Origin of the sequence: Mesorhizobium abyssinicae (assembly GCF_049887195.1) — a bacterium.
GTDB classification, from domain to species: domain Bacteria; phylum Pseudomonadota; class Alphaproteobacteria; order Rhizobiales; family Rhizobiaceae; genus Mesorhizobium; species Mesorhizobium abyssinicae.
Genome location: NZ_JARAKC010000011.1, coordinates 80,817 through 106,932, shown reverse-complemented (window position 1 = coordinate 106,932; position 26,116 = coordinate 80,817). Strand labels below are relative to the sequence as shown.

20 protein-coding genes are annotated in these 26,116 nt (G+C 61.7%); 14 read left to right on the top strand and 6 right to left on the bottom strand.

All coding sequences use genetic code 11. The annotated features are described in order from the left end of the window. Window positions 1-36 precede the first annotated feature (36 nt). Window positions 37-711 carry a class I SAM-dependent methyltransferase gene (locus tag PU724_RS22660; RefSeq protein WP_426213651.1) on the bottom strand — a complete coding sequence of 225 codons (675 nt, stop codon included), beginning with the start codon at window positions 709-711 and terminating at the stop codon, window positions 37-39. 264 nt (window positions 712-975) lie between these two features. Here PU724_RS22660 and PU724_RS22655 point away from each other — a divergent pair, with 264 nt between their 5' ends. The 3 genes from PU724_RS22655 (at window position 976) to PU724_RS22645 (ending at window position 5,320) form a co-directional block, all read left to right on the top strand. Continuing rightward, on the top strand, window positions 976-3,690 hold the full coding sequence (locus PU724_RS22655; protein ID WP_128275067.1) for an ABC transporter transmembrane domain-containing protein: 2,715 nt from the start codon (window positions 976-978) through the stop codon (window positions 3,688-3,690). 191 nt (window positions 3,691-3,881) lie between these two features. Continuing rightward, entirely contained in the window at window positions 3,882-4,337 is a 456-nt protein-coding gene (locus tag PU724_RS22650) for a cyclic nucleotide-binding domain-containing protein (protein ID WP_127284751.1), read from the top strand. A 128-nt stretch (window positions 4,338-4,465) separates the two neighbouring features. Beyond that, window positions 4,466-5,320 (top strand): MBL fold metallo-hydrolase, encoded by an 855-nt coding sequence (locus tag PU724_RS22645; protein ID WP_354422848.1) that lies wholly within the window; start codon window positions 4,466-4,468, stop codon window positions 5,318-5,320. A gap of 1 nt (window position 5,321) precedes the next feature. On the opposite strand, the gene PU724_RS22640 is transcribed toward PU724_RS22645, so the two are convergent. Together PU724_RS22640 and PU724_RS22635 are read right to left on the bottom strand one after the other, a co-directional pair. Next, window positions 5,322-6,086: a polysaccharide deacetylase family protein gene (locus PU724_RS22640; RefSeq protein ID WP_354422850.1), complete on the bottom strand. Its 765-nt coding sequence runs from the start codon at window positions 6,084-6,086 to the stop codon at window positions 5,322-5,324. After that, window positions 6,083-7,171 carry a glycosyltransferase family 4 protein gene (locus PU724_RS22635; protein ID WP_354422852.1) on the bottom strand — a complete coding sequence of 363 codons (1,089 nt, stop codon included), beginning with the start codon at window positions 7,169-7,171 and terminating at the stop codon, window positions 6,083-6,085. Before PU724_RS22635 ends, PU724_RS22640 begins: the two co-directional genes overlap by 4 nt. 93 nt (window positions 7,172-7,264) lie before the next feature. On the opposite strand from PU724_RS22635, the gene PU724_RS22630 reads away from it, so the two are divergent. From PU724_RS22630 to PU724_RS22595, 8 genes are all read left to right on the top strand, one after another. Continuing rightward, window positions 7,265-8,428 carry a DUF3095 domain-containing protein gene (locus tag PU724_RS22630; protein ID WP_354422988.1) on the top strand — a complete coding sequence of 388 codons (1,164 nt, stop codon included), beginning with the start codon at window positions 7,265-7,267 and terminating at the stop codon, window positions 8,426-8,428. A 105-nt stretch (window positions 8,429-8,533) separates the two neighbouring features. Beyond that, window positions 8,534-9,877, top strand: coding sequence for a nucleotide sugar dehydrogenase (locus PU724_RS22625; RefSeq protein WP_354422854.1), 1,344 nt, complete (start codon window positions 8,534-8,536; stop codon window positions 9,875-9,877). A 260-nt stretch (window positions 9,878-10,137) separates the two neighbouring features. Beyond that, window positions 10,138-11,478 (top strand): adenylate/guanylate cyclase domain-containing protein, encoded by a 1,341-nt coding sequence (locus PU724_RS22620; protein WP_127310538.1) that lies wholly within the window; start codon window positions 10,138-10,140, stop codon window positions 11,476-11,478. A gap of 145 nt (window positions 11,479-11,623) precedes the next feature. Next, the gene (locus PU724_RS22615) at window positions 11,624-13,519 is read left to right on the top strand and encodes an ABC transporter ATP-binding protein (protein ID WP_354422855.1); all 1,896 of its coding nucleotides are present in this window, start codon (window positions 11,624-11,626) and stop codon (window positions 13,517-13,519) included. A gap of 26 nt (window positions 13,520-13,545) precedes the next feature. Further along, window positions 13,546-15,414, top strand: coding sequence for an ABC transporter substrate-binding protein (locus PU724_RS22610; RefSeq protein ID WP_407045997.1), 1,869 nt, complete (start codon window positions 13,546-13,548; stop codon window positions 15,412-15,414). A gap of 2 nt (window positions 15,415-15,416) precedes the next feature. Next, window positions 15,417-16,415 (top strand): ABC transporter permease, encoded by a 999-nt coding sequence (locus tag PU724_RS22605; RefSeq protein WP_127285079.1) that lies wholly within the window; start codon window positions 15,417-15,419, stop codon window positions 16,413-16,415. Beyond that, window positions 16,412-17,593 carry an ABC transporter permease gene (locus PU724_RS22600; protein ID WP_127285078.1) on the top strand — a complete coding sequence of 394 codons (1,182 nt, stop codon included), beginning with the start codon at window positions 16,412-16,414 and terminating at the stop codon, window positions 17,591-17,593. The genes PU724_RS22605 and PU724_RS22600 overlap by 4 nt, the downstream gene beginning before the upstream one ends. Window positions 17,594-17,786: 193 nt before the next feature. After that, window positions 17,787-18,266: a class I SAM-dependent methyltransferase gene (locus PU724_RS22595; protein WP_128272247.1), complete on the top strand. Its 480-nt coding sequence runs from the start codon at window positions 17,787-17,789 to the stop codon at window positions 18,264-18,266. A gap of 145 nt (window positions 18,267-18,411) precedes the next feature. Here the strand turns inward: PU724_RS22595 and PU724_RS22590 are convergent, their stop codons facing one another. Continuing rightward, window positions 18,412-19,827 (bottom strand): adenylate/guanylate cyclase domain-containing protein, encoded by a 1,416-nt coding sequence (locus tag PU724_RS22590; RefSeq protein ID WP_128272249.1) that lies wholly within the window; start codon window positions 19,825-19,827, stop codon window positions 18,412-18,414. A 195-nt stretch (window positions 19,828-20,022) separates the two neighbouring features. Here PU724_RS22590 and PU724_RS22585 point away from each other — a divergent pair, with 195 nt between their 5' ends. Continuing rightward, window positions 20,023-20,847, top strand: a complete 825-nt coding sequence (locus PU724_RS22585; protein WP_354422858.1) for a hypothetical protein — start codon at window positions 20,023-20,025, stop codon at window positions 20,845-20,847. A 139-nt stretch (window positions 20,848-20,986) separates the two neighbouring features. Here PU724_RS22585 and PU724_RS22580 read toward each other — a convergent pair whose 3' ends face one another. Next, window positions 20,987-21,121 (bottom strand): hypothetical protein, encoded by a 135-nt coding sequence (locus tag PU724_RS22580; RefSeq protein WP_426213650.1) that lies wholly within the window; start codon window positions 21,119-21,121, stop codon window positions 20,987-20,989. Here PU724_RS22580 and PU724_RS22575 point away from each other — a divergent pair. Next, a complete protein-coding gene (locus PU724_RS22575; protein ID WP_426213649.1) occupies window positions 21,120-21,548 on the top strand; it encodes a GNAT family N-acetyltransferase in 429 nt (142 codons plus the stop codon). The genes PU724_RS22580 and PU724_RS22575 overlap by 2 nt on opposite strands. Before the next feature lie 345 nt (window positions 21,549-21,893). Further along, entirely contained in the window at window positions 21,894-23,003 is a 1,110-nt protein-coding gene (locus PU724_RS22570; RefSeq protein WP_354422862.1) for a hypothetical protein, read from the top strand. Between the two features lie 80 nt (window positions 23,004-23,083). Here PU724_RS22570 and PU724_RS22565 read toward each other — a convergent pair whose 3' ends face one another. Continuing rightward, window positions 23,084-25,945: a trifunctional glycosyltransferase/class I SAM-dependent methyltransferase/polysaccharide deacetylase gene (locus PU724_RS22565; RefSeq protein ID WP_354422863.1), complete on the bottom strand. Its 2,862-nt coding sequence runs from the start codon at window positions 25,943-25,945 to the stop codon at window positions 23,084-23,086. Window positions 25,946-26,116 lie beyond the last annotated feature (171 nt).

Here is a 26,116-nt window from a genome sequence, read left to right as displayed (position 1 = left end):
GCGGGTCGCGCCCGGGTTAGAGACGCGCAAAGCGCTTCAAACAGTTCCAATCAGCATGAAGCGCGTATAATTCTTCGTCGGCAGCTCGCCGGAGAACCTGATCTCGCGCAGCGCCGCCATGACTTCGAAGGCTGCCAGTGAAGCCACGCAGTTGACGTGCGTCGGCTCGCTGAAATAGTCGTTCGATTGCAGCAGGACCGTCGTGCCGCGCGGAAGCAGAGCAAGCCAGGCGCCGAGATCGGCTATGTGTTCGCAGCTTGTATTGACCACAAGGTCGGGTTGCCCGGCCGCATAGTCGAGTGCGTACATATCGTCCGTCAGCGCCCGGAACCGGTCGCCGGCTTCCCGGTTGAGGGTCAGGGCCACCGCGCCGACTTCGGGATCGATGTCGATGCTATCGACCGCCGCTATGTCGAAACGGGCGTCGTTGAAAAGCATTGCCGGCAATACGCCGTACCATCCACCCAGCACCCATATGCGCTCGAACCGGCCGCCGCAGCTTTCGAACAGCCTGTCGAGCGCCCACATCTTGCACGCGACCTGTTTGTGGTTGAAGGCGTTGGCGATGTCGGCCCGCGGATGCTTGGCGATGACGCGTGCCAGCCCGCTCACGAGAGGGTGGTTGACATAGGCAGCAATTCCCCGCGTAAGGTCCAGGGCCTGCTCGTGCCCGTCCAAGGCGGCATTGCGTGGTTGCGTGACATCCATCATAGTCGTCTTGTATGGTGGGATTTCGGGCGACACAACGCAATCTTGCCCCCCGCAAGGCTGTTTGATCCGGGACGTGATTATGCTGTTAGCCGCTGCGCCATTGCCCGGAGAGGGCCGGTTGCATCTGTCCGGACCGAAGGCGTCCTGGGTGCTGCACTGCGGCTGCGAGCTTGTCTTTGGCGACGAAGACCTTGCCGATGCGCCCTTCGACGGCAGGTGCTCTCACATCCTGCATCCTTCCAGCTGAAGGACCCACAGTCGCATATGGAACCCAGCCTAGCCCGCTATATCTGGAGGCACACCAGGAAGCAGCAGCTCTGGATATTGATGATCGTCCTGCTTTCGATGATCCCGTATTTCATGTCCTTCGACCTGCCGAAGCTGATCGTCAACGGCCCGATCCAAGGCAAGGGCTTCGAGCAACCGGGCGCCACCCAGCCATTCATGAGACTGCACTATGACCTGCCGTTCATTGGCGAGGTCCAGTTCTTCTCCGGCTTTCAGCTCGACCGCTCGGCGACGCTGCTTGCCCTCAGCGTCGTGTTCCTGTTGCTGGTCGTCATCAACGGCTTGTTCAAACTCTACATCAACACCTACAAGGGCCGCCTCGGCGAACGCATGCTGCGGCGTATCCGCTTCGATCTGGTCGATCGAGTGCTGCGGTTTCCGCCGTTTTACTTCAAACGGGTGAAATCCGCCGAAGTGGCGACCATGGTCAAGGACGAGGTGGAGCCGCTGGGCGGCTTCATCGGCGACGCCTTCCTGCAGCCGGTGCTGCTCGGCGGCCAGGCGCTGACGGCCATGCTGTTCATCATGGTCCAGAATTTCTGGCTCGGAACGATAGCGGTCGTGATCGTGGTGATCCAGATCGTGCTGATCCCGCGAATGCGGCGGCGGCTGATCGTGCTCGGTCGCGAACGGCAGCTGACGGCGCGCGCGCTTTCGGGCCGGGTTGGCGAAATCGTCGACGGCATCGGCGCGGTTCACGTCCACGACACCTCGAACTACGAGCGCGCCGACATAGCTGCCCGGCTCGGGCTCATCTTCAAGATCCGCTTCGATCTTTACCAATGGAAATTCATGGTAAAGTTCCTCAACAATTTTCTCGCGCAGCTGACGCCCTTCCTGTTCTACATGATCGGCGGGTATCTGGTCATCGAGGGGCGGCTGGACGTCGGCCAGCTCGTGGCCGTGATCGGCGCCTACAAGGACCTGCCCGGACCGATGAAGGAACTGATCGACTGGGATCAGGCGCGGCAGGATGTCCAGGTCAAATATCAGCAGGTCGTCGAACAGTTCACCGTCGACGGTGTCATTGCACCGACAATCGGGGCATTGACGATCGACGCCCCCGGGCCGATGACCGACACGCTGTCGGCGATCGGTCTGTCGGTAGCGGACGATGGCGGTGCATTGCTCCTCGACCGTATCTCCCTCCAGGTCAAGCCGGGTGAGACGGTGGCGCTGGTCAGTACCGCAACAGGTGGAGCGGAGGCGCTGGCGGAAGCCTTCGCGCGGCTGAACCGGCCGAAAGGCGGCAAGGTCGCTTCGGGCGCCCACGACCTGCTTGAACTCCCCGAAGCAGTGACCGGCCGGCGCATGTCCTATGCCTCGTCGGATGTTTTCTTGTTCCAGGCAAGCCTCCGCGACAACCTGCTCTACGGGTTGAAGCATGCCCCGCTGACATCGGTGACTTACGACGGCGCTGCGGCGGACCAGCGCCGCTGGAACATCCACGAGGCGCGCCGGTCGGGCAATCCCGATCATGATATCCAAAGCGACTGGATCGACTATGCTTCCGCCGGCGCTACCGGCCCGCACGACCTCTTTGAAGCCGTGCGCCGGGTGCTCGACGCGGTTATTCTGTCGCGCGACATTCTGGATCTTGGCCTGCGCTCTTCGGCCGACCTGACGCGTCACACGGAGCTTGCCAGGCGAATCGTCGAACTGCGTGCGGCGCTGCGAACGCGGCTGGAACACGAAGGGCTGAGCGGACTGGTGGTTCCTTTCGAACCGGGCGCCTACAACAAGGAAGCAACGATCGGCCAGAACCTGCTCTTCGGCGCTGCCGCCGGCCCCGAACTGGCCGACAGGGCTCTGGCGGCCAATCCGTATTTTGCTTCTGTGCTGAGCCAGGCCGGCCTCGACCGCACGCTCTACGAAATGGGCATGGAGATCGCAGACCAGGCGATCGAGCTGTTTGCCGACCTGCCGCCCGATCACCAGTTCTTCCAGCAGCTCGCCTTCATGAGCGCCGAGGAGATACCCGCCTACGAAACCTTGCTGCAACGGCTCAAGAACCGTCCCTACGAGGCGGTCTCAGAGAACGATCGCGCCATGATCGTCACCTTGAGCTTTGCCTATATCGAGCCCCGGCATCGCTTCGGCCTGCTGAGCGACGAGCTGATGAGCAAGATCGTCGCTGCGCGCAACGGATTCTATGAAAACCTGCCGCCCGAGCTGCAGAATGCGGTCGAACGGTATGATCCCGCCAAATACATCGCCGCGGCTACCGTCATGGACAATGTCCTGTTCGGCCGCGTGGGCAACAACCATCCCGACGCGCCGGACCGCATACGCTCCATCGTCTATGACATTCTTGACGAGCTGGGGCTTTATGCCGAAGTTCTGGATGTCGGTCTGGACTTCAATGTCGGTTCCGGCGGCAGGCGGCTGACCGGTGGACAGCGACAGAAGCTCGACGTCGCCCGGGCCCTGCTCAAGCGTCCCGATTTTCTCATTCTCAACCGGCCGCTGTCGGCGCTCGACCAGCGTATGCAGGACAAGGTGCTGCAAAACGTGCTCGAGGAGGCCAGACGCGACGGCCATTCGCCGGCAATTGTGTGGGTGGTGACGAATCCGGCAATGGGGATGATGTTCGATCGCGTTGTCGTCTTCGACTCGGGCCAATTGGTTGAAGACGGAACACACGAGACACTTTTGGCGGAGAGCGGTATCTTCAAGGAACTGCTATCATAGAGCATTGGACATTCAGATGGGATCATTCTGCCGGTGGGAACTTGTGGCAAGGTCAAGGGATTCGGGTTTCCGGCTGATCGGGCCCGCCACCTTTCGCGTGGTTCGTCCCGCCACCCGGAAACAGAATTGATCCTATCTGGGGGTCGGTTGTTCTAGTCTCGCAGACGTGAGTTTTGGGAAGGTTCGCGACAATGCTGCTCAAGGATGAGGTTGGAATGCTGCAACGCGTTCCCTTGTTCTCTGGCATAGAGCCGACAAAGCTCAAGCTGCTTGCGTTCACATCCGATCGCGTGAGCTACGCCGCCGGCCAGATCCTTTTCCGGCAGGGTGATGAGGGAGATGCGGCCTATGTCATCCTTTCAGGCAGGGCGGATATTCTGGTCGATTCCGACAGCGGACCGATAAAAGTTGCCGAACTGCTGCCAAATTCGATCGTTGGCGAGATCGCCATATTGTGCAACAGCTCCCGCACGGCCACCGTCAGAGCCGCAAGTCCGGTCGAAGCCTTGAGAATTCATAAGGATCATTTCCTGAGGCTTATGAAGGAGTTCCCGGAAATGACCATCGAGATGGTTCGGGTTCTTGCCGATCGCCTGAGCCATACGACCGCGGATCTGATCGACGCGCGAAGCGCCAATAACGAATGAATTGCGCTCGATCCTTGCCGTCGTGATGGTACGGGCCTCTCACGGACAAGGTCATCAGGAGGAAAACCTTTCTCGCCTAGCAGCAGTTGTTTGGCTACGATGGCCGAGGGGGACTACGAAGGGCTTGCATGGACGACGACGTTTTCCTGGTCAGGTTTTGGGGCGTGCGCGGCAGCATTTCGGTATCGGGGCCAGAATTCTCTCGCTATGGCGGCAACACAATCTGCATCGAGATGCGATGCGGCAAGCATACGCTTCTATTCGACGCGGGCTCTGGTCTGCGGCCTGCCGGCTGGGCGCTTCGGGCGTCGGGCGTGACCGATTTCGACCTGTTTTTCACCCATTGCCATTACGATCACGTCATCGGGCTGCCGGCTTTTAAGCCGATGTATGACCGGAGCGTCAAACTCAGGCTTTGGTCCGGGCATCTTGCAGGACGCATGACGACCCGGCAGATGGTCGATGAGTTCATGCGGCCGCCCTGGTTTCCGGTGAGACTGGATGTCTGCAAGGCAAGCCTCGACTATCGCGATTTCGTATCCGGAGACGTGCTTCGGCCGGGCCAAGGGGTGGTGGTCCGAACCGGCAGTCTTACCCATCCCGGTGGCTGCATAGGCTACCGGGTCGAATGGGGTGGCCGCGTCGTGGCGGTGATCACGGACACCGAGCACGAGCCGGGCCAGCTCGATCAGGCGATCCTCGATCTCATCGAGGATGCCGACCTCGTCATTTACGATTGCACCTACACCGAAGAGGAAATGGAGCGCTACCGCGGCAACGGGCACTCGACATGGCAACAGGGCGTCAAGCTCTGTGAGGCTGCCGGCGCGCGGGGGCTTGCCCTGTTTCACCACGATCCGTCGCGCACCGACGATCAGTTGGACGAGATGGAGAAATTGGCCAAAGACAGGTTTGCCGGCGCTTTTGCCGCGCGGGATGGCCAGACGCTCGTATTTCCCGTCTCATCGCATAAAAAGCGCTGAGCTATTTTCCTTTGCCGGCGCTGCGCCCGATCAATGTTCTGATCGGAAGCCATGCGCAGCCTTCAGCCTGTACGGTGACTGCGAACAGCCGTTCAAGGAAAAGCCAGGCCGATTCATCATGCACGAGATGGTGGGTGAGCAGGCCGACCGGTTCGCCGCCATCGAATGCCTGCTGCAGTTGCGCGACGATAGCCTGAACCAACAGGCCATGATCGCGGCAACCGCGCGTGCCATGCCAATCCATGATGTCGACATTGCTGTTGATGACCGCCAGCGAAGCCGGCTTCGGCGGCCCATAGACCGACAATGCCGTAAATCCTATCGATCCAAGGTCGGAAACCAGGCCGGCGTCGATCCTGTTCCAGGGTGGCACCAGCATCGGAACGGCACGTGCGCCGTGCAGGCCAGTTACGTGCGACAGCCCGCGCGCCAGGTCATCAAGCACCGCCTCGCGCGGCCGATGCGGGCCGAGCTCCTGCTTTTTCTGGTCCTCTGGCGCATGATTCCGGTGCGCCCAGCCATGGATTGCGACCGTGGCATGCGGCGCCTCGTCAAGCCGGACGACAAGCTTCTCATCAGTCCGGGCCGGAATCACGGCCAGGGTGACCGGAACCGCGAATTCACCGGTGAGGTGGAGCAGCCGGTCAAGCGCGGGCGTCGGATCCACGGCGTCATCGTCGCGCAGCCAGAACTCTGCCTTGCGGCCCGCCCGTTGCCAGCGCGCTAGGTCTTCCACCAGGGGTTGCCAGATCCGATCGGGTGTCATGAAACCGGGATCTTCGCAAGAAGTTCGGTCAGACACGCAGCCGCTGCACCGAGGGAACGCTCTTCGAGGGTGAAGCGTCTGGCTTCCGCGGCCATGATGGTTCTTTCGTCGTTCCGGGTCAGGAGCCTTTCAATGGCGGAAGCGAATGCCGCCACATCGCCCGGCGGGGTGAGAAACCCGGTCTGGCCATCCCGCACGACCTCCGGCACGCCGGCGATGTCCTGGGCTACCACCGGAAGGCCGGCGGCCTGTGCTTCAAGATAGGCAATGCCATAGGCTTCGCCGAAACCCGGCCAGACGTAAATTCCCCCACCGTAGAGGACATCCGGCACGGCGGTTGGCTCAATCGCGCCAAGCCATTCGATACGGTCGGCGGGCAGGCCCGCGAATTGCGCTTTGACCTCTTCACGGACAGGCCCGTCCCCGACGACCGAGATGGTCCAGGGCAGGTGGCCGATCGAGCCGAGTGCTTGCGCCAGCATGCGATAGCTTTCGAGCTTGTCGCCCGGGCGCATCATGGCGACGGTAATGAGGCGCGTCGGACAGCCCCGTGTCGGGGTTTCCCGGAATGCCGATGTGTCGATGAAGGGCGAAAGCATGCCCAGAGCGGCATCGGGTATCGCCTCTGCCAGTCCCTGACGATCCCTTTGCGTGAAGCAGATGTTCAGCGCCGCCTGTTCGACAGCTCGCACCACCAACGCTTGCGCATCGGCCCACAAACCGGTGTTGCGCCGCGTCGAATAGGAGGCTTCCGCTGTCACATAGGGGACGGCAAAGGCCGATGCCAGCTCTGGCCCGATCGGGTCGGGCGCCTTGTAATAGGGATGATAGGTGAACCAGAGATCGGGTTTGCCATCACGATCCCAAAGCCTTGCCAGCCGCGCGGCTTCCTCTCGGGCCTCGATCTTGAGCGCATCGAAACTTTTCGACTCCGGTTCGCGTAGATAGAAGCGCAATTCGGAAGCCAGTTCGACGCTATGCCCGCCGCGCTCCAGCGCCTTGACCAGCGCCCTTGCCATCTGGCGGTCGCCGGAGGCAACGGGATGATTGGGTGACTTCAGCGGCGCGTAGAAGGCAATTCGCATTTCCGGACCCTATCATCGCAAAGCCAGCGCAAGTCAATTTCGCAGCACGATCGACTTCACCTTCAAGCAGTGGAAATGTGCTATCTCATGCTCATGGAAACAGCCGCCGCGTCCGACCCGTTTGTCGCTTCTCTGCCGGTCTTCGCAAAGTTCGAAAGCGTCGCCGATATAGACAACTATCGGCCTCTCCCCGATGGCTGGGCGTTGGCCACGGCCGACATCGTCGGCTCGACCAAGGCGATCGAGGCTGGGCGCTACAAGACCGTCAACATGGCCGGCGCCAGCGTCATTTCGGCGCTGCTCAACGCGCTTGGCCGGCAAGACCTTCCCTTTGTCTTCGGCGGCGACGGCGCGCTGGTGGCGTTTCCCGGCTCGGCGCTGGAGATTACCCGCAACGCGCTGGCGGATGTGCAGAGATGGGTGGCGGACGAACTGAACCTGACCCTGCGTGCCGCAATCGTGCCGATAAAGGACATAAGGGCGCAAGGCCGCGACGTTCGCGTGGCGAGATTTCAAGCCTCCGAAGCGGTCTTCTATGCGATGTTCGCCGGCGGTGGCGGCAGTTGGGCGGAAGCCGAGATGAAAGCGGGGCGCTACCGCATCGATCCTGCGCCGACTGGCGCGCGGCCGGATCTGACCGGCCTCTCCTGCCGCTGGAACCCGATCGAAGCCCGGCATGGCGAAATCGTCTCGATCATAGCCATACCGGGGGCGTCGCGCGACTTGCGCGGTTTTCAGTTTCTGGCGTCCGACATCATCGCCCTTGCCGGCAGGCAGGAACGCGATGGCCACCCGGTACCGGTGAACGGGCCGGACTACAGTCTGCTGCCTGCCGGCCTCGATATCGAGGCGCGCGCCACGGCGCCGGCAGGACGCCGGTGGCTAACGAAGCTGTGGGTCATGTTCCTGATGACGCTCACGGCCGTCACCGACAGATATGGCTGGACGATCGGCAGTTTCGATCCGAAGGTCTACAAACGTGACGTGGCCAGCAATTCGGATTTCCGGAAGTTCGACGACGGCTTGAAGATGACCATCGACGTCGACGCGGATGTGTTGCAACGGATCGAGAACCGTCTGAAGCAGGCGGAAGAGGCGGGCATCTGCAACTATGGCCTGCACCGCCAGAAGTCGGCCTTGATGACATGCCTCGTCGCCTCGCCGCTGCAGCGCGATCACCTTCATTTTATCGATGGCGCGGCTGGCGGCTATGCGATGGCTGCCGCCAGCCTAAAGGCGAAGGTGCCGGTTCGATGACGGGGTTGCGGAAATCGATCTTGGGCAATATGCCTCGGCCGTGGTTCCTAGTGAGCCTCGCCACGGGAACGGACCGCCTGTCCGAATTGACGGGAAAGCAGATTTTTGGACGCCTCGCGATCGATATATGACCGTCTTCTGGACCGGATTTCGACCCGCGCCGCGCAAGTCGGCGTGATCGGACTGGGCTATGTCGGGTTGCCGCTGGCGGTTGCGATCGCACGCGCCGGCTTTCCGGTTTTGGGCTTCGATATCGAAGCCCAGAAGGTCGAGAGCCTGAACAACGGCCAATCCTACATCGAGGCAGTGACGTCGACTGCCCTTGCCGACCAGGTGGCGGGCGGACGGTTCCGCGCCACTGCGGATTTTGCCGAACTGGCCGTCTGCGATGTCATCATTATCTGCGTTCCGACACCGTTGACGAAACACCGTGAGCCGGATCTCTCCTTTGTCAGGAACACCGCAAGCACCATTGCGAAGCATCTGCGTGTCGGCCAGCTGATCGTGCTGGAATCGACCACCTATCCCGGCACCACTGACGACGTGATCAAGCCGATACTGGAAGAAACCGGCTTGCAGTCGAAGATAGACTTCTTCCTCGGCTTCTCGCCCGAGCGCGAGGATCCCGGCAACCGCAGCTTTGAAGTCGCGACTATCCCCAAGGTCGTGGCAGGCGATGGCATGGAAGCGGCGAGGCTCGTGCAGGCTTTCTACCAGGGCGTGGTCAAGACCGTCGTTCCGGTCTCCACCACCGCGACCGCCGAGGCGGTCAAGCTGACGGAAAATATCTTCCGATCGGTCAACATAGCGCTCGTCAACGAGTTGAAGGTCGTGTTCGACGCGATGGGCATCGATATCTGGGAGGTTATCGAGGCAGCAAAGAGCAAGCCCTTCGGCTACATGCCCTTCTATCCTGGCCCCGGACTTGGCGGGCACTGCGTTCCGATCGATCCCTTCTACCTGACGTGGAAGGCGCGTGAGTACGAACTGCCGACCCGCTTCATCGAGCTGGCGGCAGAGATCAACACGGCCATGCCGCATCGCGTGGTCGATGAACTGGCGAAGGCGCTGGACAGGCGCTGCGGCAAGGCGCTCAGCCGCTCGCGCATTCTCATCATCGGGCTAGCCTACAAGAAGAATGTGCCCGACATCCGCGAAAGCCCCTCGCTGCGGCTCATTGAGCTTATTGAAGAATGGGGCGGCAAGGCGGAATTCCACGATCCGCATGTCACCGAGATTCCGGCCACGCGGGAGCATATGGCGATCAAGGGGCGCCGCTCGGTCGAATTGACCGAGGCGGCCTTGAAGGATTTCGATGCTGTCGTCGTTGCAACCGACCACGACGCGATCGACTATCGGACGATCGCTGATCACGCCCTTCTGGTCGTCGACACACGCAATGTTTTTGGCCGCCTCGGGCTGGCCCGCGAGAAAGTGGTGAAGGCCTGACAGCGTCCAAGCCGGCGAATTTTCTACCCGATGTCAGGATCGTGGTTGCACTCCGAAGGCAGCTTCGCCACATAACGCCCCAGAACATAGATGCAGTTACGTCCGCTGCCGCAAGGACAGTCATCAGGGAAATTCTTCGCCGCTTTTGCCGCCGAAGCAGGTCTCGTTGACTTCCGGGGATTATCCTTGGGGTCGTTGGCGGACTGTTTTATGGCGGATCAAACGACAAGGGCTCCGTCTTCGACGGGTTGCGAGATAGCATGAGCACAGCGCAGGCAGAAATTTCCACCATTCTCATGGATAAGGTTGCTGATTGGCTGAACCAATCGGCGCTGGCGGGCAGCGACCTGGAAACATTGGTAAAAGGCTTTTGCGAGCGGCTGGCTGCTGCCGGCCTGCCGCTGAAGCGGGTGCATCTGAGCTTTTCGATGCTGCATCCGCTTTATGATGCGCTTGGCTTCACCTGGGTTCGCGGCCAGGGCATGGAAGTGGAAGGCTTCCGCGTTGAGCCCGGCGAGCCGTCCGACAGATTCCTGACCAGCCCGTACTACCATCTGCTCAGCAACAAGCTCGACCATCTGCGTCGCCGGATCGACCCGTCATTGCCGCCGGAGTTTCCGATTTTCGGTGAACTCGCGCTTATGGGCGTCACCGACTACATGGCTTTCGTCCATCCCTTCAGCGACGACACCAGTCAGGGCATGATCGGGTCGTGGTCCACCGACGGCACTGCAGGCTTCAGCGACAGCATGATTTCAGCGTTACTTCGCATCCAGAGCCATCTCGCGATCGCAACCAAGATGGCGGTGCTCACCAAGCTCGCCGACAACATGATGACCACCTATCTCGGCGGCGACGCCGGCAGGCGCGTGCTTGACGGTCAGATCAGGCGCGGCGAGGGCGATACGATCCGGGCCGCACTGGTCATGGGCGACATGCGCGGGTCGACAAGGCTTGCCGCAACCTCGGGCCGCGAAATCTATATCGATACGCTGAACCAGTTTTTTGACGCCGTTGCCGCACCTTTCAATCGCAAAGGCGGGCAGATCATGAGTTTTATCGGGGACGGCTTTATTGCCGTGTACCCCTGCGAAAGGCACCGCTCGCAGTCCGAGATCGCCTGCCAGGCTGCTCTTGCGGCAGCGCACCAGGCTAGCGCGCGGGTCATGGATCTCAATCTGCGCCGAAAGCAGCAGGGGTTGTCCGACATAAAATTTGGCATCGGCCTGCATGTCGGCAATGTGATGTTCGGCAATGTCGGGCTTACCGACCGGCTCACATTCTCAGTCTTCGGCTCGGCTGTGAACGAGGTCCAGCGCCTCCAGATCCTGACCAAGAAATATCCGCACAGCGTTCTCGCCAGCAAGGACTTCGCCAGCTATTGCGGCGCAAACAGCTGGCTGACGCTGGGCCATGAGGAGCTGACCGGCATCAAGCAGAAGCTGACGGTGCTTTCACCCGATCTGTCGGGTGCGCTCGCGCTCGATGAAGACGGTGCGATGGAGACGATTCACGATCGAAAATCGGAGGCCGAGCAGGTCATGCTGCTGCATCGCGATGCAGCCCGGCTGTCGGCGGGCGACCCGAGCAAGCTCCAGTAGGCGCCACGAACCAACCCGAACGCCCTTGGCAGGCGGTCCGGTCGCCGGCGCCGCCGCTGGCGACCGCTTCGAATCCAAGTTGCTCTGAGCTGGCAATGCGCTAGTCTCGCTTTCTGGAAGTTGCCAGAGTGGGGCTGGTTTAAGAATGAATTCAGGTGTTGACCTGCTGCGGATCGAGGATGTTGGCATCTCTTTTGCCATTATCGGCGGGCCGTTGCATGCCGTCAGGCGCGCAAACCTTCGCGTCCTGCCCGGCAAGGTTACCGCGCTTGTGGGCGAGTCGGGTTCCGGAAAATCGGTTCTCAGCCAGGCGGTGATGGGCATTTTGCCGAACACAGCCCATGTTCGTGGCCGTATCCTGTTTTCCGATCCTGAAAAGCCCGGCACGACGCAGGATATCCTGCAGATGTCGCGCGACGGACCTGAAATCCGGGCGTTGAGAGGCAGCCGCATCGGCAAGATATTTCAGGAGCCGATGACATCGCTGTCGCCGTTGCACACGATCGGCAACCAGGTCAGCGAATCCCTGCAGATTCATACGCCCATGGCTCGGGCGGAGCGCAAGGCGCGGACCGAGGAAATGCTCAGCCTTGTCGGCTTTCCCAACCCCAAGCGCGCCTATGACATGTATCCGTTCGAACTTTCGGGAGGACTGCGTCAGCGCGCCATGATCGCCATGGCGCTTGTCTGCCGGCCCGCTCTGTTGATCGCCGACGAGCCGACGACGGCGTTGGACGTCACCATCCAGGCGCAAATCCTGCAATTGCTGCGCGAGCTTCAGAGCAAGCTGAACATGGCGATGCTGCTGATCACGCACGACCTTGGCGTGGTCGCCAATGTCGCCGACGAGGTGGTGGTCATGTACCATGGCGAGATCATGGAAGCGGGACCTGTCGAGGCGATATTCCGCCGGCCGGGCCACCCCTACCTGAAGGGCCTGATGGCTGCCGTACCGCATTTCGACCTGAAGCCCGGCGAAAGGCTGAAGGCGCTGCGCGAGGTGCCGGTGAATGTCGGGAACCTGCTCGGCAAGCAGACGGCGCCGGCGTCCACGGGGCCGGACGACATCCTGCTGTCGGTCAGGGATCTGACAAAGACCTTCACCATCCGCAAATCCGGATGGTTCGGCGGGGATCATCAAACCTCAATTCGCGCCGTCGACGGCGTGAGCTTCGATATCAGGCGGGGAGAGTGCCTGGGTCTGGTCGGCGAAAGCGGCTCCGGCAAAACCACTGTCAGCAAGATCCTCATGCGGGCCGTCACCCCCAGCGGCGGCTCTGTGATCTTCAATGGCCGCGATGGACCGATCGACGTCTTGGGAGGCGAGGGAGAGGCCCTGCGCCTGCTGCGCGCGAAAATCCAGATGGTTTTCCAGGATCCGGTTTCGTCGCTCTCACCTCGCATGACGGTGGAGAACATCTTGAGCGAGCCGCTGGAGATCCATCAACGTGGCAATGCCGCGTCCCGCCTCGCAACGGTCAAGAGCCTGATGCAGGCGATCGGGCTCGATCCGCGCTTCATCAAGCGTTATCCGCACAGTTTCTCCGGCGGGCAGCGTCAGCGTATCGGCATCGCGCGGGCCTTGGCGCTGGGGCCTGAACTCCTGATCTGCGACGAGCCGGTTTCGGCGCTCGACGTCTCTGTCCAGGCGCAGATCCTGAATCTTCTGAAGGACCTGCAGAAGGAACTGGGCCTGACCTACCTGTTCATATCCCACAACCTCGCGGTGGTGGACTACATGGCAGACCGCATCGCAGTGATGTGCGGCGGGCGTATTGTCGAGCTTGCGCCGCGCGAAATCCTGCTCAGGAAGCCGATCCACCCTTACACGCGCTCACTGGTCGCTGCGGTGCCTTTTCCCGATCTCGACAGGCCGATGGATTTCAGGACCCTGAAGCTCAGCGGCGCTTCCGACACCAGCGCATGGGGACCGCAATTCCGCGACGAGGGCGACGAGAATGTGCTGTCGCCGCTCGATCTTGGCGGCGGCCACCTCGTGCTGGCCCGACGTTCGGCCGATGTCAGCGAGCTACGCCATTGATCAGCCGGCGCACAGTCCTTGGGCTCATGGCTTCGGCAATTCTGCCGGGCACGGTGCGCGCCGGCGATCTGGAGCCGGATTTTCTTCAGCCGCGGCTGAAGGCCAGGTCGCTGCCGGCACTCGCCGAACGCCTGCCCAAGCGCCCGCGCGCGTTGAATCTCGCTGCGATGGGCCGGCAGCCCGGCCAGTATGGCGGCACGCTGCGTACGATCATCGGCAGCCAGAAAGATATCCGGATGATGACCATCTACGGATACGCTCGCCTGGTCGGCTATGACGAGAAGCTTAACTTGCAAGCCGATATTCTCGAAAGTTTCGACGTGGCGGATGATCGCGTCTTCACTTTCAAGATACGGGAAGGACACAAATGGTCTGACGGCAGCCTGCTGACGCCGGAGGATTTTCGCTATTGCTGGGAGGATGTCTGGCTCAACGATGAGCTTTCGCAAGGCGGGCTCGCCCCGGTGCTGCTGGCGGACGGCAAGCCGCCACGCTTCGAGATCGTCGACCCGTTGACGGTCCGCTACAGTTGGGATGCGCCGAATCCCGACTTCCTGCCCAAGCTCGCTGCTGCTTCGCCGCTGTCGCTTGTTCTGCCGGCTGCCTATCTCAAGCAGTTCCACAAGAAATACCAGGATCCATTCCGGCTCGCCGGCCTGATGAAGGAGAACCGGGCCCAGAAATGGACGCTCCTGCATATCCGCATGTCGCGGCAGTATCGCCCGGAGAACCCGGATCTGCCGACCCTCGATCCCTGGCAGAACCGAACCAAGCCGCCGGCCGAGCAGTTCGTCTTCGAACGGAACCCGTTCTTTCATCGAATAGATGAGAATGGCCGGCAACTGCCCTATGTCGACCGGATTGTCATGAATGTCAGCTCGTCGGCGATCATTTCCGCCAAGACCGGCGCGGGCGAGAGCGACCTGCAATGCATGGGAATTGACTTCGCCGACTACGCGTTCCTGAAGGACGCGGAGAAGCGCTACCCGGTGAAGATGCGTCTGTGGAAACGCACACAGGGCTCGCGGCTGGCGTTGCTGCCCAATCTGAACTGTGCCGACCAGGTGTGGCGCGGCCTTCTTCGTGACGTGCGCGTGCGCCGCGCGCTTTCGCTCGCTGTCGACAGGCGCGAGATCAATATGGCCGTGTTCTACGGATTGGCGCAGGAGAGTGCCGATACGATCCTGCCGGAGAGCCCGCTCTACCGGCCGGAATTCGCGAAAGCCTGGATCGCCCATGATCCCGACCGGGCCAATGCCCTGCTCGACGAAGCCGGGCTTCAGACTCGTGACGATGACGGCCTGCGGATACTTCCCGATGGACGCCCGGCGCAGATCATCGTGGAAACGGCCGGCGAAAGCACGCTGGAAACCGACGCGCTCGAACTCATCACCGATCACTGGCGCCAGATCGGCATCGCCCTGTTCATCCGGACCTCACAGCGCGACATCTTCCGCAGCCGCGCGCTTGGCGGCCAGATCATGATGTCGATCTGGTCGGGCATCGACAATGGCGTGCCGACCGCCGACATGAACCCCTACCAGCTGGCCCCCACCATCGACGACCAGCTGCAATGGCCGCTCTGGGGTGCCCACTACTTGTCTCATGGCACGCTGGGTGAGGCGCCCGACCTTCCGCCTGTGGTCGAGCTGATGGCTTTGCTCAAGCGCTGGAACGCATCGACCGAAGCCACGGAGCGAGCCGAAATCTGGAATTCGATGCTGTCGATCTACACCGATCAGGTGTTTTCGATCGGCACGGTGAACGGAACGCATCAGCCAATTCTGGCGTCCTCGCGGCTGCGCAATCTGCCTGACAAGGCGCTCTACGGCTACGACCCGACCTCCTACTTCGGTGTCTACATGCCGGATACATTCTGGCTTGGAGAGTCCTGAGCGTGCTTCGATACATTGTCTGGCGCATTGCCGTGATGGTTCCAACGCTGCTGATCATATCGGCGCTGGTGTTCACGATCATCGAACTTCCCCCAGGCGACTATTTCGACAGCTATGTCGCCGAGCTTCGGGCTCAGGGCGAAGCGGTGGATTCCGATCGCATCGAGATGATGCGGAAGGACTATGGTTTCGACAAGCCGCCGGTCATTCGCTACTTCTACTGGGTCGGCGGGATGCTGCACGGCGATTTCGGCTATTCCTTCGAATATGAGCTGCCGGTTCGCGACGTCGTCGGGGACCGAATGTGGCTGACCGTGTTGGTGTCCTTCGTCACGATCATCTTCACCTGGCTCATCGCCTTTCCGATCGGCATTTACTCCGCCACGCATCAATATAGCTGGGGCGATTACGGCCTGACTTTCTTCGGCCTTCTCGGCCTTGCCATCCCGAATTTCATGCTGGCATTGATCCTGATGTATTTCGCCAACATCTGGTTCGGCACGTCCATCGGCCATCTCATGGACCAGCAATATCTCAGCGAGCCGATGAGTTGGGCCAAGGCGAAGTCGATCCTCGCCCATCTCTGGATCCCGGTCTTGATCATCGGCACCGGGGGCACGGCAAGCATGATCCGGCGCCTGCGCGCCAATCTGCTCGATGAGCTTCACAAGCAATATGTCGTGACCGCGCGCGCCAAAGGCCTTCATCCCTTCAAGGCGCTGATCAAATATCCGCTGCGCATGGCGCTCAATTTCTTCATTTCAGACATCGGCTCTATCCTGCCGGCCATCATCTCCGGCGCCGAAATCACCGCGATCGTGCTGTCTCTGGAAACGACCGGGCCGATGCTGATCAAGGCGCTGCAAAGCCAGGACATGTATCTGGCAGGGTCGTTCCTGATGTTCCTCGCCTTCCTCACGGTCATCGGCGTCCTGATTTCCGACCTGGCGCTTGCGCTGCTTGATCCACGAATTCGTTTGCAGGGCGGCAGCACCAAATGAACACGCAAACGCCGCTGCCCGCTCCGGGTGCCCCACTGCAACACTACGTTTCCATCGCGCCCTTCGACCTGCAGTCGGTCGAGGCGATGACGCCGGAGCAGTCGAAGGTCTTTCAGGCGTCGCAGTTGCGGCTGATGTGGTGGAAATTCCGACGGCACCGGCTTGCCCTTGTATCCGGCCTGTTCCTGGCGGTGCTCTATTTCGGGATACTGATCTGCGAGTTCCTGGCGCCCTACAATCTCCATACGCGCAACATGGACTACATCTATTCGCCGCCGCAGCGGGTTCACCTGTTCCACGACGGCCAGTTCGTCGGGCCGTTCGTCTATGGCCGCCGGATGACGCTGGATATGGACACGCTCAAGCGGAACTACGTCGATAAGCAGGACGATGTTCAGCGTATCCGCTTCTTCTGCAAGGGCGACAGTTACCGGTTCTGGGGCCTGTTCGAAGGTGACAGGCATTTTGTCTGCCCTGCCGAAAACGGCCAGCTCTTCCTGGCCGGCACTGACAGGCTGGGGCGCGATGTGTTCTCGCGCATCATCTATGGCGCACGCATTTCAATGACGATCGGCCTCGTCGGCATCAGTTTCAGCTTCCTGCTCGGCATAGTCATCGGAGGACTGGCCGGCTATCACGGCGGCATTTTCGACCTGATCGTTCAACGGATAATCGAAGTTCTGCAATCGATCCCCAGCATCCCGCTATGGCTGGCTCTGGCGGCGATCATGCCGATAACCTGGAGTCCGATCCTGATCTATTTCGGCATCACGGTCATCCTCGGGCTGCTCGACTGGACCGGGCTGGCGCGGGCGGTGCGCTCGAAGCTTCTGGCCTTGCGCGAGGAGGATTATGTTCTGGCCGCGCAATTGATGGGCGCCAGCAGCAGCCGCATCATCCGGCGGCACCTCATTCCCGGCTTCATGTCGCACCTGATCGCGACGGCGACGATCTCCATACCCGGTATGATCCTGGGCGAGACGGCGCTTAGCTTCCTCGGGCTCGGCCTCAGGGCGCCGATAACCAGTTGGGGCATCCTGCTCACCGAGGCGCGCAGCGTCAGCGTGATCGCGTTCTATCCATGGCTGCTTTTGCCGATGCTCCCCGTCATTCTCGTCATCCTGGCCTTCAACTTCCTCGGCGACGGCTTGCGCGACGCCGCAGACCCCTACAAGTGACATTGCTGTTCCGCGGCGCGCCGGGCCGCCGGCTCCGCCCGGTAAGATCCTTGTTGGCAGCCTGTTCGGTTGTTGCGGTGCTGATCGTTGGCCTCTATATGCGGCGAGGCTCGATCGGGGGTTCCACCCGCGAACCGATCTGTTCGCTGGCAATTGCCGATCTCTTGAGCTGGTTCAGGACACAAAAACGCATATGTCTCGCCTCGAGAGCTTCATCCGCAGGCTGACCGCACAGCGCGACATTCTCGATCAAGTCTGCGCGGAAGTGGCGAAGATCGAGGGCCCCGTGCTCGAGCTCGGCCTCGGCAATGGCCGGACGTTCCACCATCTGCGCGAGCGCCTGCCCGGACGCCGGATCGTGGCGTTCGATCGCGCACTGGCCGCGCACGCCAGCTCAATTCCCGAAGCTGAAAACCTCGTGCTCGGCGAAATACGCGAGACGGCGAGCAGGTTCATCGGCATCGGCGCCGCTCTCGTTCATGCCGACATCGGCACCGGCTATGAAGATCGCGATGCAGTGACCGCTACCTGGCTTCCCGATCTGATCGCGCGCCTGCTCCGCGTCGGCGGCATCGCGGTCAGCGGCACGCCGCTCGATCACCCGCAATTGCAGCGCCTCGCGCCGCCACCTTCGGTGCCCGCCGATCGCTATTATATCTGTAGGCGCGTGTGAGGGCCGGGACGATCTAAGAGCGTTTCACCGTTTCAAAGGAACGGCGAACCGCTCTATCTCTTTGTTTTGACGCAAATTCCGGACGGAAGGCTACGGCGAAGTCGCCGAGCCTACCGCTCACGCCTTCCTGGAATTGCTCTCGTCTTCAAGGGATCGTGTACACTGCTATCTCTCGCTCAATGCCGCGCAGCGAGACCTCGTGGGGTACGGGTGTGAGGGCGTTCCTGTGCAACAGATCGGCGGTGAGATTGTCGTCGACCACCGCGCGAGTGGCGAAGATCGCCTGTGTGTTTGCAAGGTTCTGCACCCGTGAAGCAATGTTGACCGTCTGGCCGAAATAGTCCTGTCGCTCGTTCAAAGACACGGCGATGCAGGGGCCGGCATGGACGCCGATCTTGAGCAGCAGATCCTCGCGCCCGCTCGTGTCGTTGAGCGCACGCATGGCATCGCGCATCCTGAGAGCCGCGGCAATCGCACGGTCAGGCGTCGCGAAGGTCGCCATCACCGCATCACCGATCGTCTTCACCACCGCGCCGGCCTCCGCCGCGACGATCTCGTGCAGAACCTGGAAATGCGCGCGCACGAGATCGAAGGCCGCAAGGTCGCCCACCCGCTCGTAAAGCGCGGTCGATCCGCGCAGGTCGGTGAACAGGAAGGTCAGGCTGGTGATCTTCAGGCGCTGGTCGATGTCGAGCGTATCCGCGCGGTAGAGATCGCGGAACGTCTGGTTGGTGAGCAGGCGCTTGGCGGTGAGGAATGGCCGACGCTTGCCCAGGAAATCATGCAATGCCTCGCCGGCGATGAAGACCGCCGGCAGCACGCGGGTGTCGGTCCGGTTTTCCAGCGAAATGCGCAACGGGCCAGGCTGCATCTCCAGTGTCTGGTTCTGGACATGGTCGCGGTCGAAGACCAGAGAGAGGCTTCGGCGCTCCTTTGTTGGTTCGCCCTTCACGTCGATGAATTGCGCTGAATGGGTGACCGGCTCGAAGACGATGATGAATTCGGAGGGAAGCTGTATGGGCAGAACCGCCTTCTCACCGGGCGCAAGCTCGATATCCTCCAGCGAGAACGATTCCAGCTTTTTCGCGAAATCCTCATCCGGTACATCGACGCCGGACGCCCAGTAGATCTGGCGGAAATATTCCACCATCGGCAGGTCGTGTGGATTATGGGCGGCAATCCTGCGTATGCGGGGACTGACGGTAAATGTCACCTCGACCATCTCGTCGAGGGTCGGCGAATAGCCCTGAGAGCACAGCGCGCAGGTGTATTCGTCCTTCTGCAGGGTTTTCAGCGTGGCGTTGGTGTCGAGCACGCCGCCGCAGCCGGGGCACAGGACATTCCAGGAAACATCGAAGATTCCCACCCGCGCCGCATGCAGAAAGGCGCTGATGGTGCGCTCCTCGTCCAGGCCATGCTTGCTGGCGAAGGCTGGCGCGTTGATGCGGCAAAGTTCTCGGTCCTTGCCCTCCGCGATGGTTCGCTTGATCGCGTCGATTGCCAGTGGGTCGACATCGGTAGATTGCCGCAGAAGCGAGAACAGATCCTGAGCTTCGTTCATCGTGCAGGCTCCGGAAAATGCAACCCGAGGCGTGTTGGCCGGACCGTCTTTGGTCCGACTGCTCCCTTTTACGTCGAAACGTACAGTACGGCCATTCGAATAGACAAGCGACAGTCCAATCTTCATTCGGCCGATTTTCACCGGCCGCATGCGGCACTATGATGGTCCATGGGCATTCATCTTTGGGGCTCTCCCATGCCGACATCCGACAACCCGCCGTTTCCCGCGGCGCTGCGCCTCTTCTCCGCGATGGTCATTATCGTCCTGATCGTCGGCGCCGGCCTGTTTTTCGCGCCTGTGCTGGTCAAGCCGCGCTGGCCCTGGGCCGTCACGCCGTTCAATGCCCGCTTCCTCGGCGGCTTCTACACCGCCGAAATGGTCGTGATGGCGGCGCTGCTGTTGTGGAATCGATGGTCGCCCGGCAGGCTCGTATTGGTCATGGCCTTCATCTTCACCGTCATCGTGTCGGCGGCTTCGTTCATCAATCTCGGCTATTTCAACTTCGAGCGCAAAGCGCCCTGGCTCTGGTTCTTGGTCTATCTTGCCTCGGCCGCGGTATCAGGGCTGTTCCTGTGGCAGGCCAGGACCCGTCCCCCTGCAAAAGGGGTGACCTTGAATCCCGCATGGCGCCGCTACCTGCCTGTGGAATCGGCGATCCTTGGGCTCTATGGCCTCGGCCTGTTGCTGTTTCCCATGACATTCAGCAGCATCTGGCCATGGCCGGTCGATGCCTTCCATGCTCAAGTCTACAGCGCCATCTTCCTCGCCGGCGCGGGCGGCACATGTCTCGTCTGGAGGAGCGCGCCGCGCGAGGAACTGCTGGTGCTAGGCCTGGCGCAGTTTCTCGTTGGCCTGCTTGCCATCCTTGGCCTCGTCATCACCGACGCTGCGGTGCACCGGATCGACTGGACGGCGACCGGAACATTGTGCTGGCTCGCTGTTTTCGCCTGGATCGGCATCAGCGGCGCCTTCAAACTCTACGCCGCCTCGCGATATTTTGGCTCACAGTCGGCATCATAGGTTGCGAAGACGGCTGGATTTTTAGGTGGCGCCCGGTGCATCGTGGCGTGCCGATTGCCTTAGAGGATTTCACCGTTTCAACGGAAACGGCGAACTGCTCTATCTCTTTGTTCTGACGCAATTCCAGGCGGAAACCGCTTTACACTTTTTCTGGAATTGCTCTAGCCAGGAACGCCATGAGCAGCACGACTTCGCCATCCTCCGAGAAAATCCAGCCGCAGCTCCGACCCGTCCGGCCAGGCGATGCGGAGGCGCTTTGCGCGATCTTCAACATGCCGGGCTTTCGCTGGGGCACGTTCAGGATGCCCTTCGAGCGGGTGGAGCAGGTGGAGCGGCGCATCGCCAAGTCCGGTCAGGAAACCACCTGGATCGTTGCGGAGTTGGACGGCAAGGTCGTCGGCCATGGCAACTTGGTGGTGCAGGGTTCGCCGCGCCGTTCGCATATCGGCGAGATCAACATCGGCGTCGACGATGCCCTTGTCGGCAAAGGCATCGGCTCTGCCATACTTGGCGCGCTGCTCGACGTGGCCGACAACTGGCGGGCCCTGAAACGGGTCGAATTGACCGTCTATGCCGACAACGAACCGGCCATCCGTCTCTATTCTGGCCACGGCTTCGAGGTCGAAGGTCGGCATGTGAAGGCCGGTTTCACCGACGGGCAGTACCATGACCTCCTGAGCATGGCCCGGCTGCGATTCTAAGATCGGCTGCATGGTCTTGGCTGTCTGGTCTCCCTTGGCGTTTTCACCGCAAGCGGCTAGACGGGGCCAATGACCGCCGCCTTTGATCCAACCCCTGCGCCTCCGGCGGAAATTCTGGCGGTGCTGTCGCTGCTCTGCCCGGAAGTCGTGCGTGACATCGAGCAGAACTGGAATGCACCGGTTTCCGATTACGCCCGCCATCTGTGGCGGCCGGTGGCAAGGCCTGCATCGGGCCCGGCGATCACTGCCCGCTCGATCCTGCGCGAAGTCCTGCAGCAGCGCCTCAGCGTCGTCATGCAGCCTGAGGAGATCGGCAAGGCTCTCGAAGAGTTCGAGCACAGACCGGTGATCCAGTCCGGCCTGCATTGCCTGCTGCTGATGGACCGGATCACCTTTGACGCCCTCCTGCTTGCCTGGTTCGGCGCGATCGAAAACGGGCTGTCGGCCTTCGTTGCTTTCATGGGAACGACGATGACCATGGAGACAATTGGCCGGGAGGGGCCTGGATGGCTCGATGTCGGCGACGACAAGGTCAACCTGTTTAGCATGGGCCGCCACAAACTGTGCCGCAAAAGCGCCTGCGCGGCGGGTCCCGTTTCCCTCAACAAGCGCGCGCTCGAAGCAGTGGGCGATGAAACCGATGCCAGCCGCTGGCTTGGTACGCTGCTTGCCAGCCAGGACAAGGTGTTCGGAACCGCCGCCGATGCGCTGACAGCGCTCAACGAGGATCTGGTCGCAGATTGGGATCGTTCCGGCATGGCCCGGCCGGTTTTCATCGATGACCGGCTCGCCGCTTCTGCCATGGCGCGGCATCTGGAACATGACGGCAGCCTTCTTTCCAGGCTGCTCATCGAGCCCGCAAGACGCCACCGTCTCGAACATGCCCTGCAAGAGGCCGCATCGGGACCATTCGGCAGATTCCTGCCCAATGCCACGGACTATTTCTGGGGTATCCGCGAGCAGCGCGTACGCAAGCTCGAGCTGAAGGACGGGCATCTGATCGAGCCTGACAGGCCGCAAGGTCTTTCCATCCCGTTCGAGCGGCTGCAGCTGAGGCAGGCGCTGCTGGACGGCGTGCTGCTGCCGAACCTGTTCCTGATGTTCCTCGTCCTTGCAATATTGCCGCGGGTGCGGGTAGTGGGCGGCCTGAGACAGATTGGCTATGTAGCGCTTTTCCACTCGATCCTGTTGGCTGTGCTAGATGAAAACGTGCCGGAAGAGCGCGATCTGGCAGCGGAGCTGCAGGTTCGGGAAAATGCCTGGGGGATGCGGGTCATCGATGAAAAGACCTCGGTCCGTGAGCAGCTCGCAGGCTTGCCGGAAGGGGCGCTTTTGCCGGACCTGCTTCGGCAGTATCGATTGCGGACATTTGCCCAGACGACCGACGACCTGAAACTGGTTCGCGAAAACGCCCGATGGCGCAAGATCGGCAAGGCAGCGATCAAGGCGACCTGAGCCCCTCAGGCTCTATTTCAGGCTGATTTTCCAGTGCGTAACCGCAAGCGATGGCGACCATCGGTGAACCTCCGGCCGCTTCATTCGAGCACCGCCTCAAGAATGGCAACAAAGTCATCGAGCGAACGATCGCCGCGAATCTCGATGCGCGGAAGGTCGATGGGATCGCCATCGAGGCCCGCCGGCCCATGTCTGCCGCCGAAGCCGATCCGATAGCCGCACTCCCTGGCCAGCCGGCCAAGCCGCCGGTCGGTGACTGAGAAGGGTGCCGCGAACGCCGTGGTTGGCCGACCGGTCCACCGTTCGATGAACATACGCGAGCGCAAGAGCTCGGCGGCCAGGTCAGCGGTCGACAGGCCATCGATTGCACGATGCGTCGCCATATGGCTGCCGAAGAACGCACCTTCGCCGGCGAGGCGTCGCACCGTCCCGGCGTCCATAAGCTGCGCCGGCGGACCGTTGTGGGCGTCCCACTCTGCACTCTTGCCCACCAGGTCCGTCACCAGGAACACTTCCGCGGTCAGGTCGCTCGCACGCAGGATCGGCCAGGCATGGTCGGCAAAGTTCTGAAAACCGTCATCGAAGGTGATGAGCACCGGGCGGCCAACGAAAGGCTGACGGTTGGCGATGGACCATTCCAGCTGCTCGGACGCAATCGCGTGAAAACCGTTGGCGCGCAGCCATGCCATCTGGCTGCCGAATAGGGCGGGCGTGCACCGAAAACGGGCGAGCGCGGCCGGACCGTCTTCGGCAACGGAATGATACATAAGGACCGGCATACGCTGCCGCCGCTCGCTGCGTGCGACGTCGCGGCGCAAGGCCCGCGCTCCGCCCCAGACGATTTTTCGCGCAACCCCCATTTGGATGGGCGCGCGGATCGGCACATGATCAATCACCGGTGCCGTCACCATATCGTCCGGCGACAAGCGGCGAAAGCGGTCTATGCGATAGAGCTCCGTGTGGATCGATTGCTCGAGGACGAGGCCGTCGGTCCCTGCCAGCGTCTCCGAGATCGCTTGTGCACCGAATGTGTTCCAGTCGAAGCCCGTCCTCTCAGGATTGTCGCGCAGCACGAATGCGTGTGCGGTGATGAGCCTGCCGCCCGGCGCCAACGCCTCAACGACTTTGTTGGCGAAGCGTTGCAACTCGGCGAGATCATCCAGGTAGTAGAGCACTTCCGAACAGAAGATCAGATCCATTTCATCCGGCAGCGTATCCGCCATGAAATCCAATACGCCGAACTCGACATTCGGCTGATCGCCGCCGCGCGCGCGTGCCCGCTCGATGGCTACGGCGGAGATATCAGTTGCGGTCAGATGGCCCACTCGCGGCGCCAGCTGCCGCGTGAAGTGACCCTCCGCGCAGGCCAGCTCAAGCGCTCGTCCGATGCGACCGGCAGGCAGAATTTCGAGCTGCCGCTCATATTTCTCCTGCTCATAGGACGAACTGTAGTTCCAGGGATCCTCGGTCGCGAAATGGCGATTCCAGAACGACGTGCGATCCTTGTCGCGACCATCGGCGGCCCGTGCGGGGCGCGACGCCGGAAGAGCCTCCGTAGCGTCGGCGCTCGAGGCAACCAGCTCCCGCGCCTGCGCGGCCAATTGCGCGAGTTTGCCGAAGTGGCTGTCCCGACCAGTCCGGCGTACAGGCCGCTCAGGGGGCACGAAATTCGGCGCCAATTCAATCCAATGACGTCTTGTCACGGTCCCGAGTGCGCCGAACTGCACCCGCGCCTCGATCTGGCCGTCCATCATCAGACAGGCGTAGATCTGATCGATTCCTTCCGGAAGTTCGACAGAGGTCGGGTTTCGCGCGTCGACGCGAATTCCAAGTGTCTGCGCCAGTCGGCGCGGCGCGGCAAGGTCGTCGACGTCGAGAAGCATTTGCTCAAGCTGATACTGGGCGCGGCGAGCCGCTGCAGGATCGCCCCAGACCTTGCCGAGTTCGACGATCAACTCGGTGACGGCGCCGCCGAACCTGTCCCACCTGGCAGCCAATTGCGCTGGCGTCGACAGGCTTCCAACCATCAGGCCATCGAAGACCACCCTAACGGCCTTGCGCACCCACTTGCGCGCTACTGGGAGCGCGCGCAGGGACTGTAGGTTGATCGGGCGCGAGCCGCGGCCGCAATCCGACGCGGCGTTCCACAACGCGAACCACGCGAGGGCTTCGGCAGCGGTGCCGCCATTGGCCTCGATCGCTCCATTGGCGTGAGCCGATGCCGGGTGTTTGACCCTGGGATCGGGAGAAAAGCCGCGGGCGATCACGATTTCCGCATCTGCCACCATCTGCGTCGAATTGCGATAGAGCGCGCTGGGGCTGATCCGATGGAAGGCGAGCGGCTCGTCGACCATCACCCAATTCTTGCCCAGGCGTGCCAGACGCTGCCACAGATCCCAGTCCTCGCAAGTGCGCAGCGAGACATCGAAACCGCCCAGCCCGACAATCGTCTCCCGGTCGACCAGCAGCGCGTGCGTGCGGACGGCGCACTGGCGGGCGAATGTTTCGAAGGGCTGGTTCGCAACCTCCGGCGAGATGTTCGACGGGGTGAGCGCGCCGTCGGGCATCACGCGCCGGGAACCACAATAGGCGGCCACCGCATCGGGAGCGGTTTCTAGTGCGGCCAGCATTTTGGCGAGGAAGCTGGCATCCACCCAATCGTCGGCATCCAGAAACATCAGCCACTGGCCGCGCGCTGTCGAAATCCCGCCGTTGCGCGCGCCGGCGGGGCTATTGGCGGAAGAGTTCAACGTTCGAAATCGGGCATCGCGCTCCATATGAGCGGCGATGATAGCGGGGGTGCGATCGGTGGAGGCGTCGTCGACGATGATCGCTTCCCAATCCGCTATTTCCTGATCGAGTAGGCAATCGAGCGCGCGCGCCAGCGTCGCCTCCGCGTTGTGCGCAGGCACGACGATTGAAACCAGGGGAATATGTGCCACGCCGTCTTACCCGCGCCCGGTTCGAAGGGAGAACGAGGGTCCCGAAACATAGCCAGCGATTTCCTGGATCATCGAGCTTTGGTTTTCTTCGGCAAGAGTCGGCGAATGTGGAAAACGGATGATGGCATCGGATGGCAGCACTGCCCTGTCAAGATCGGGGGCGGACTGGAG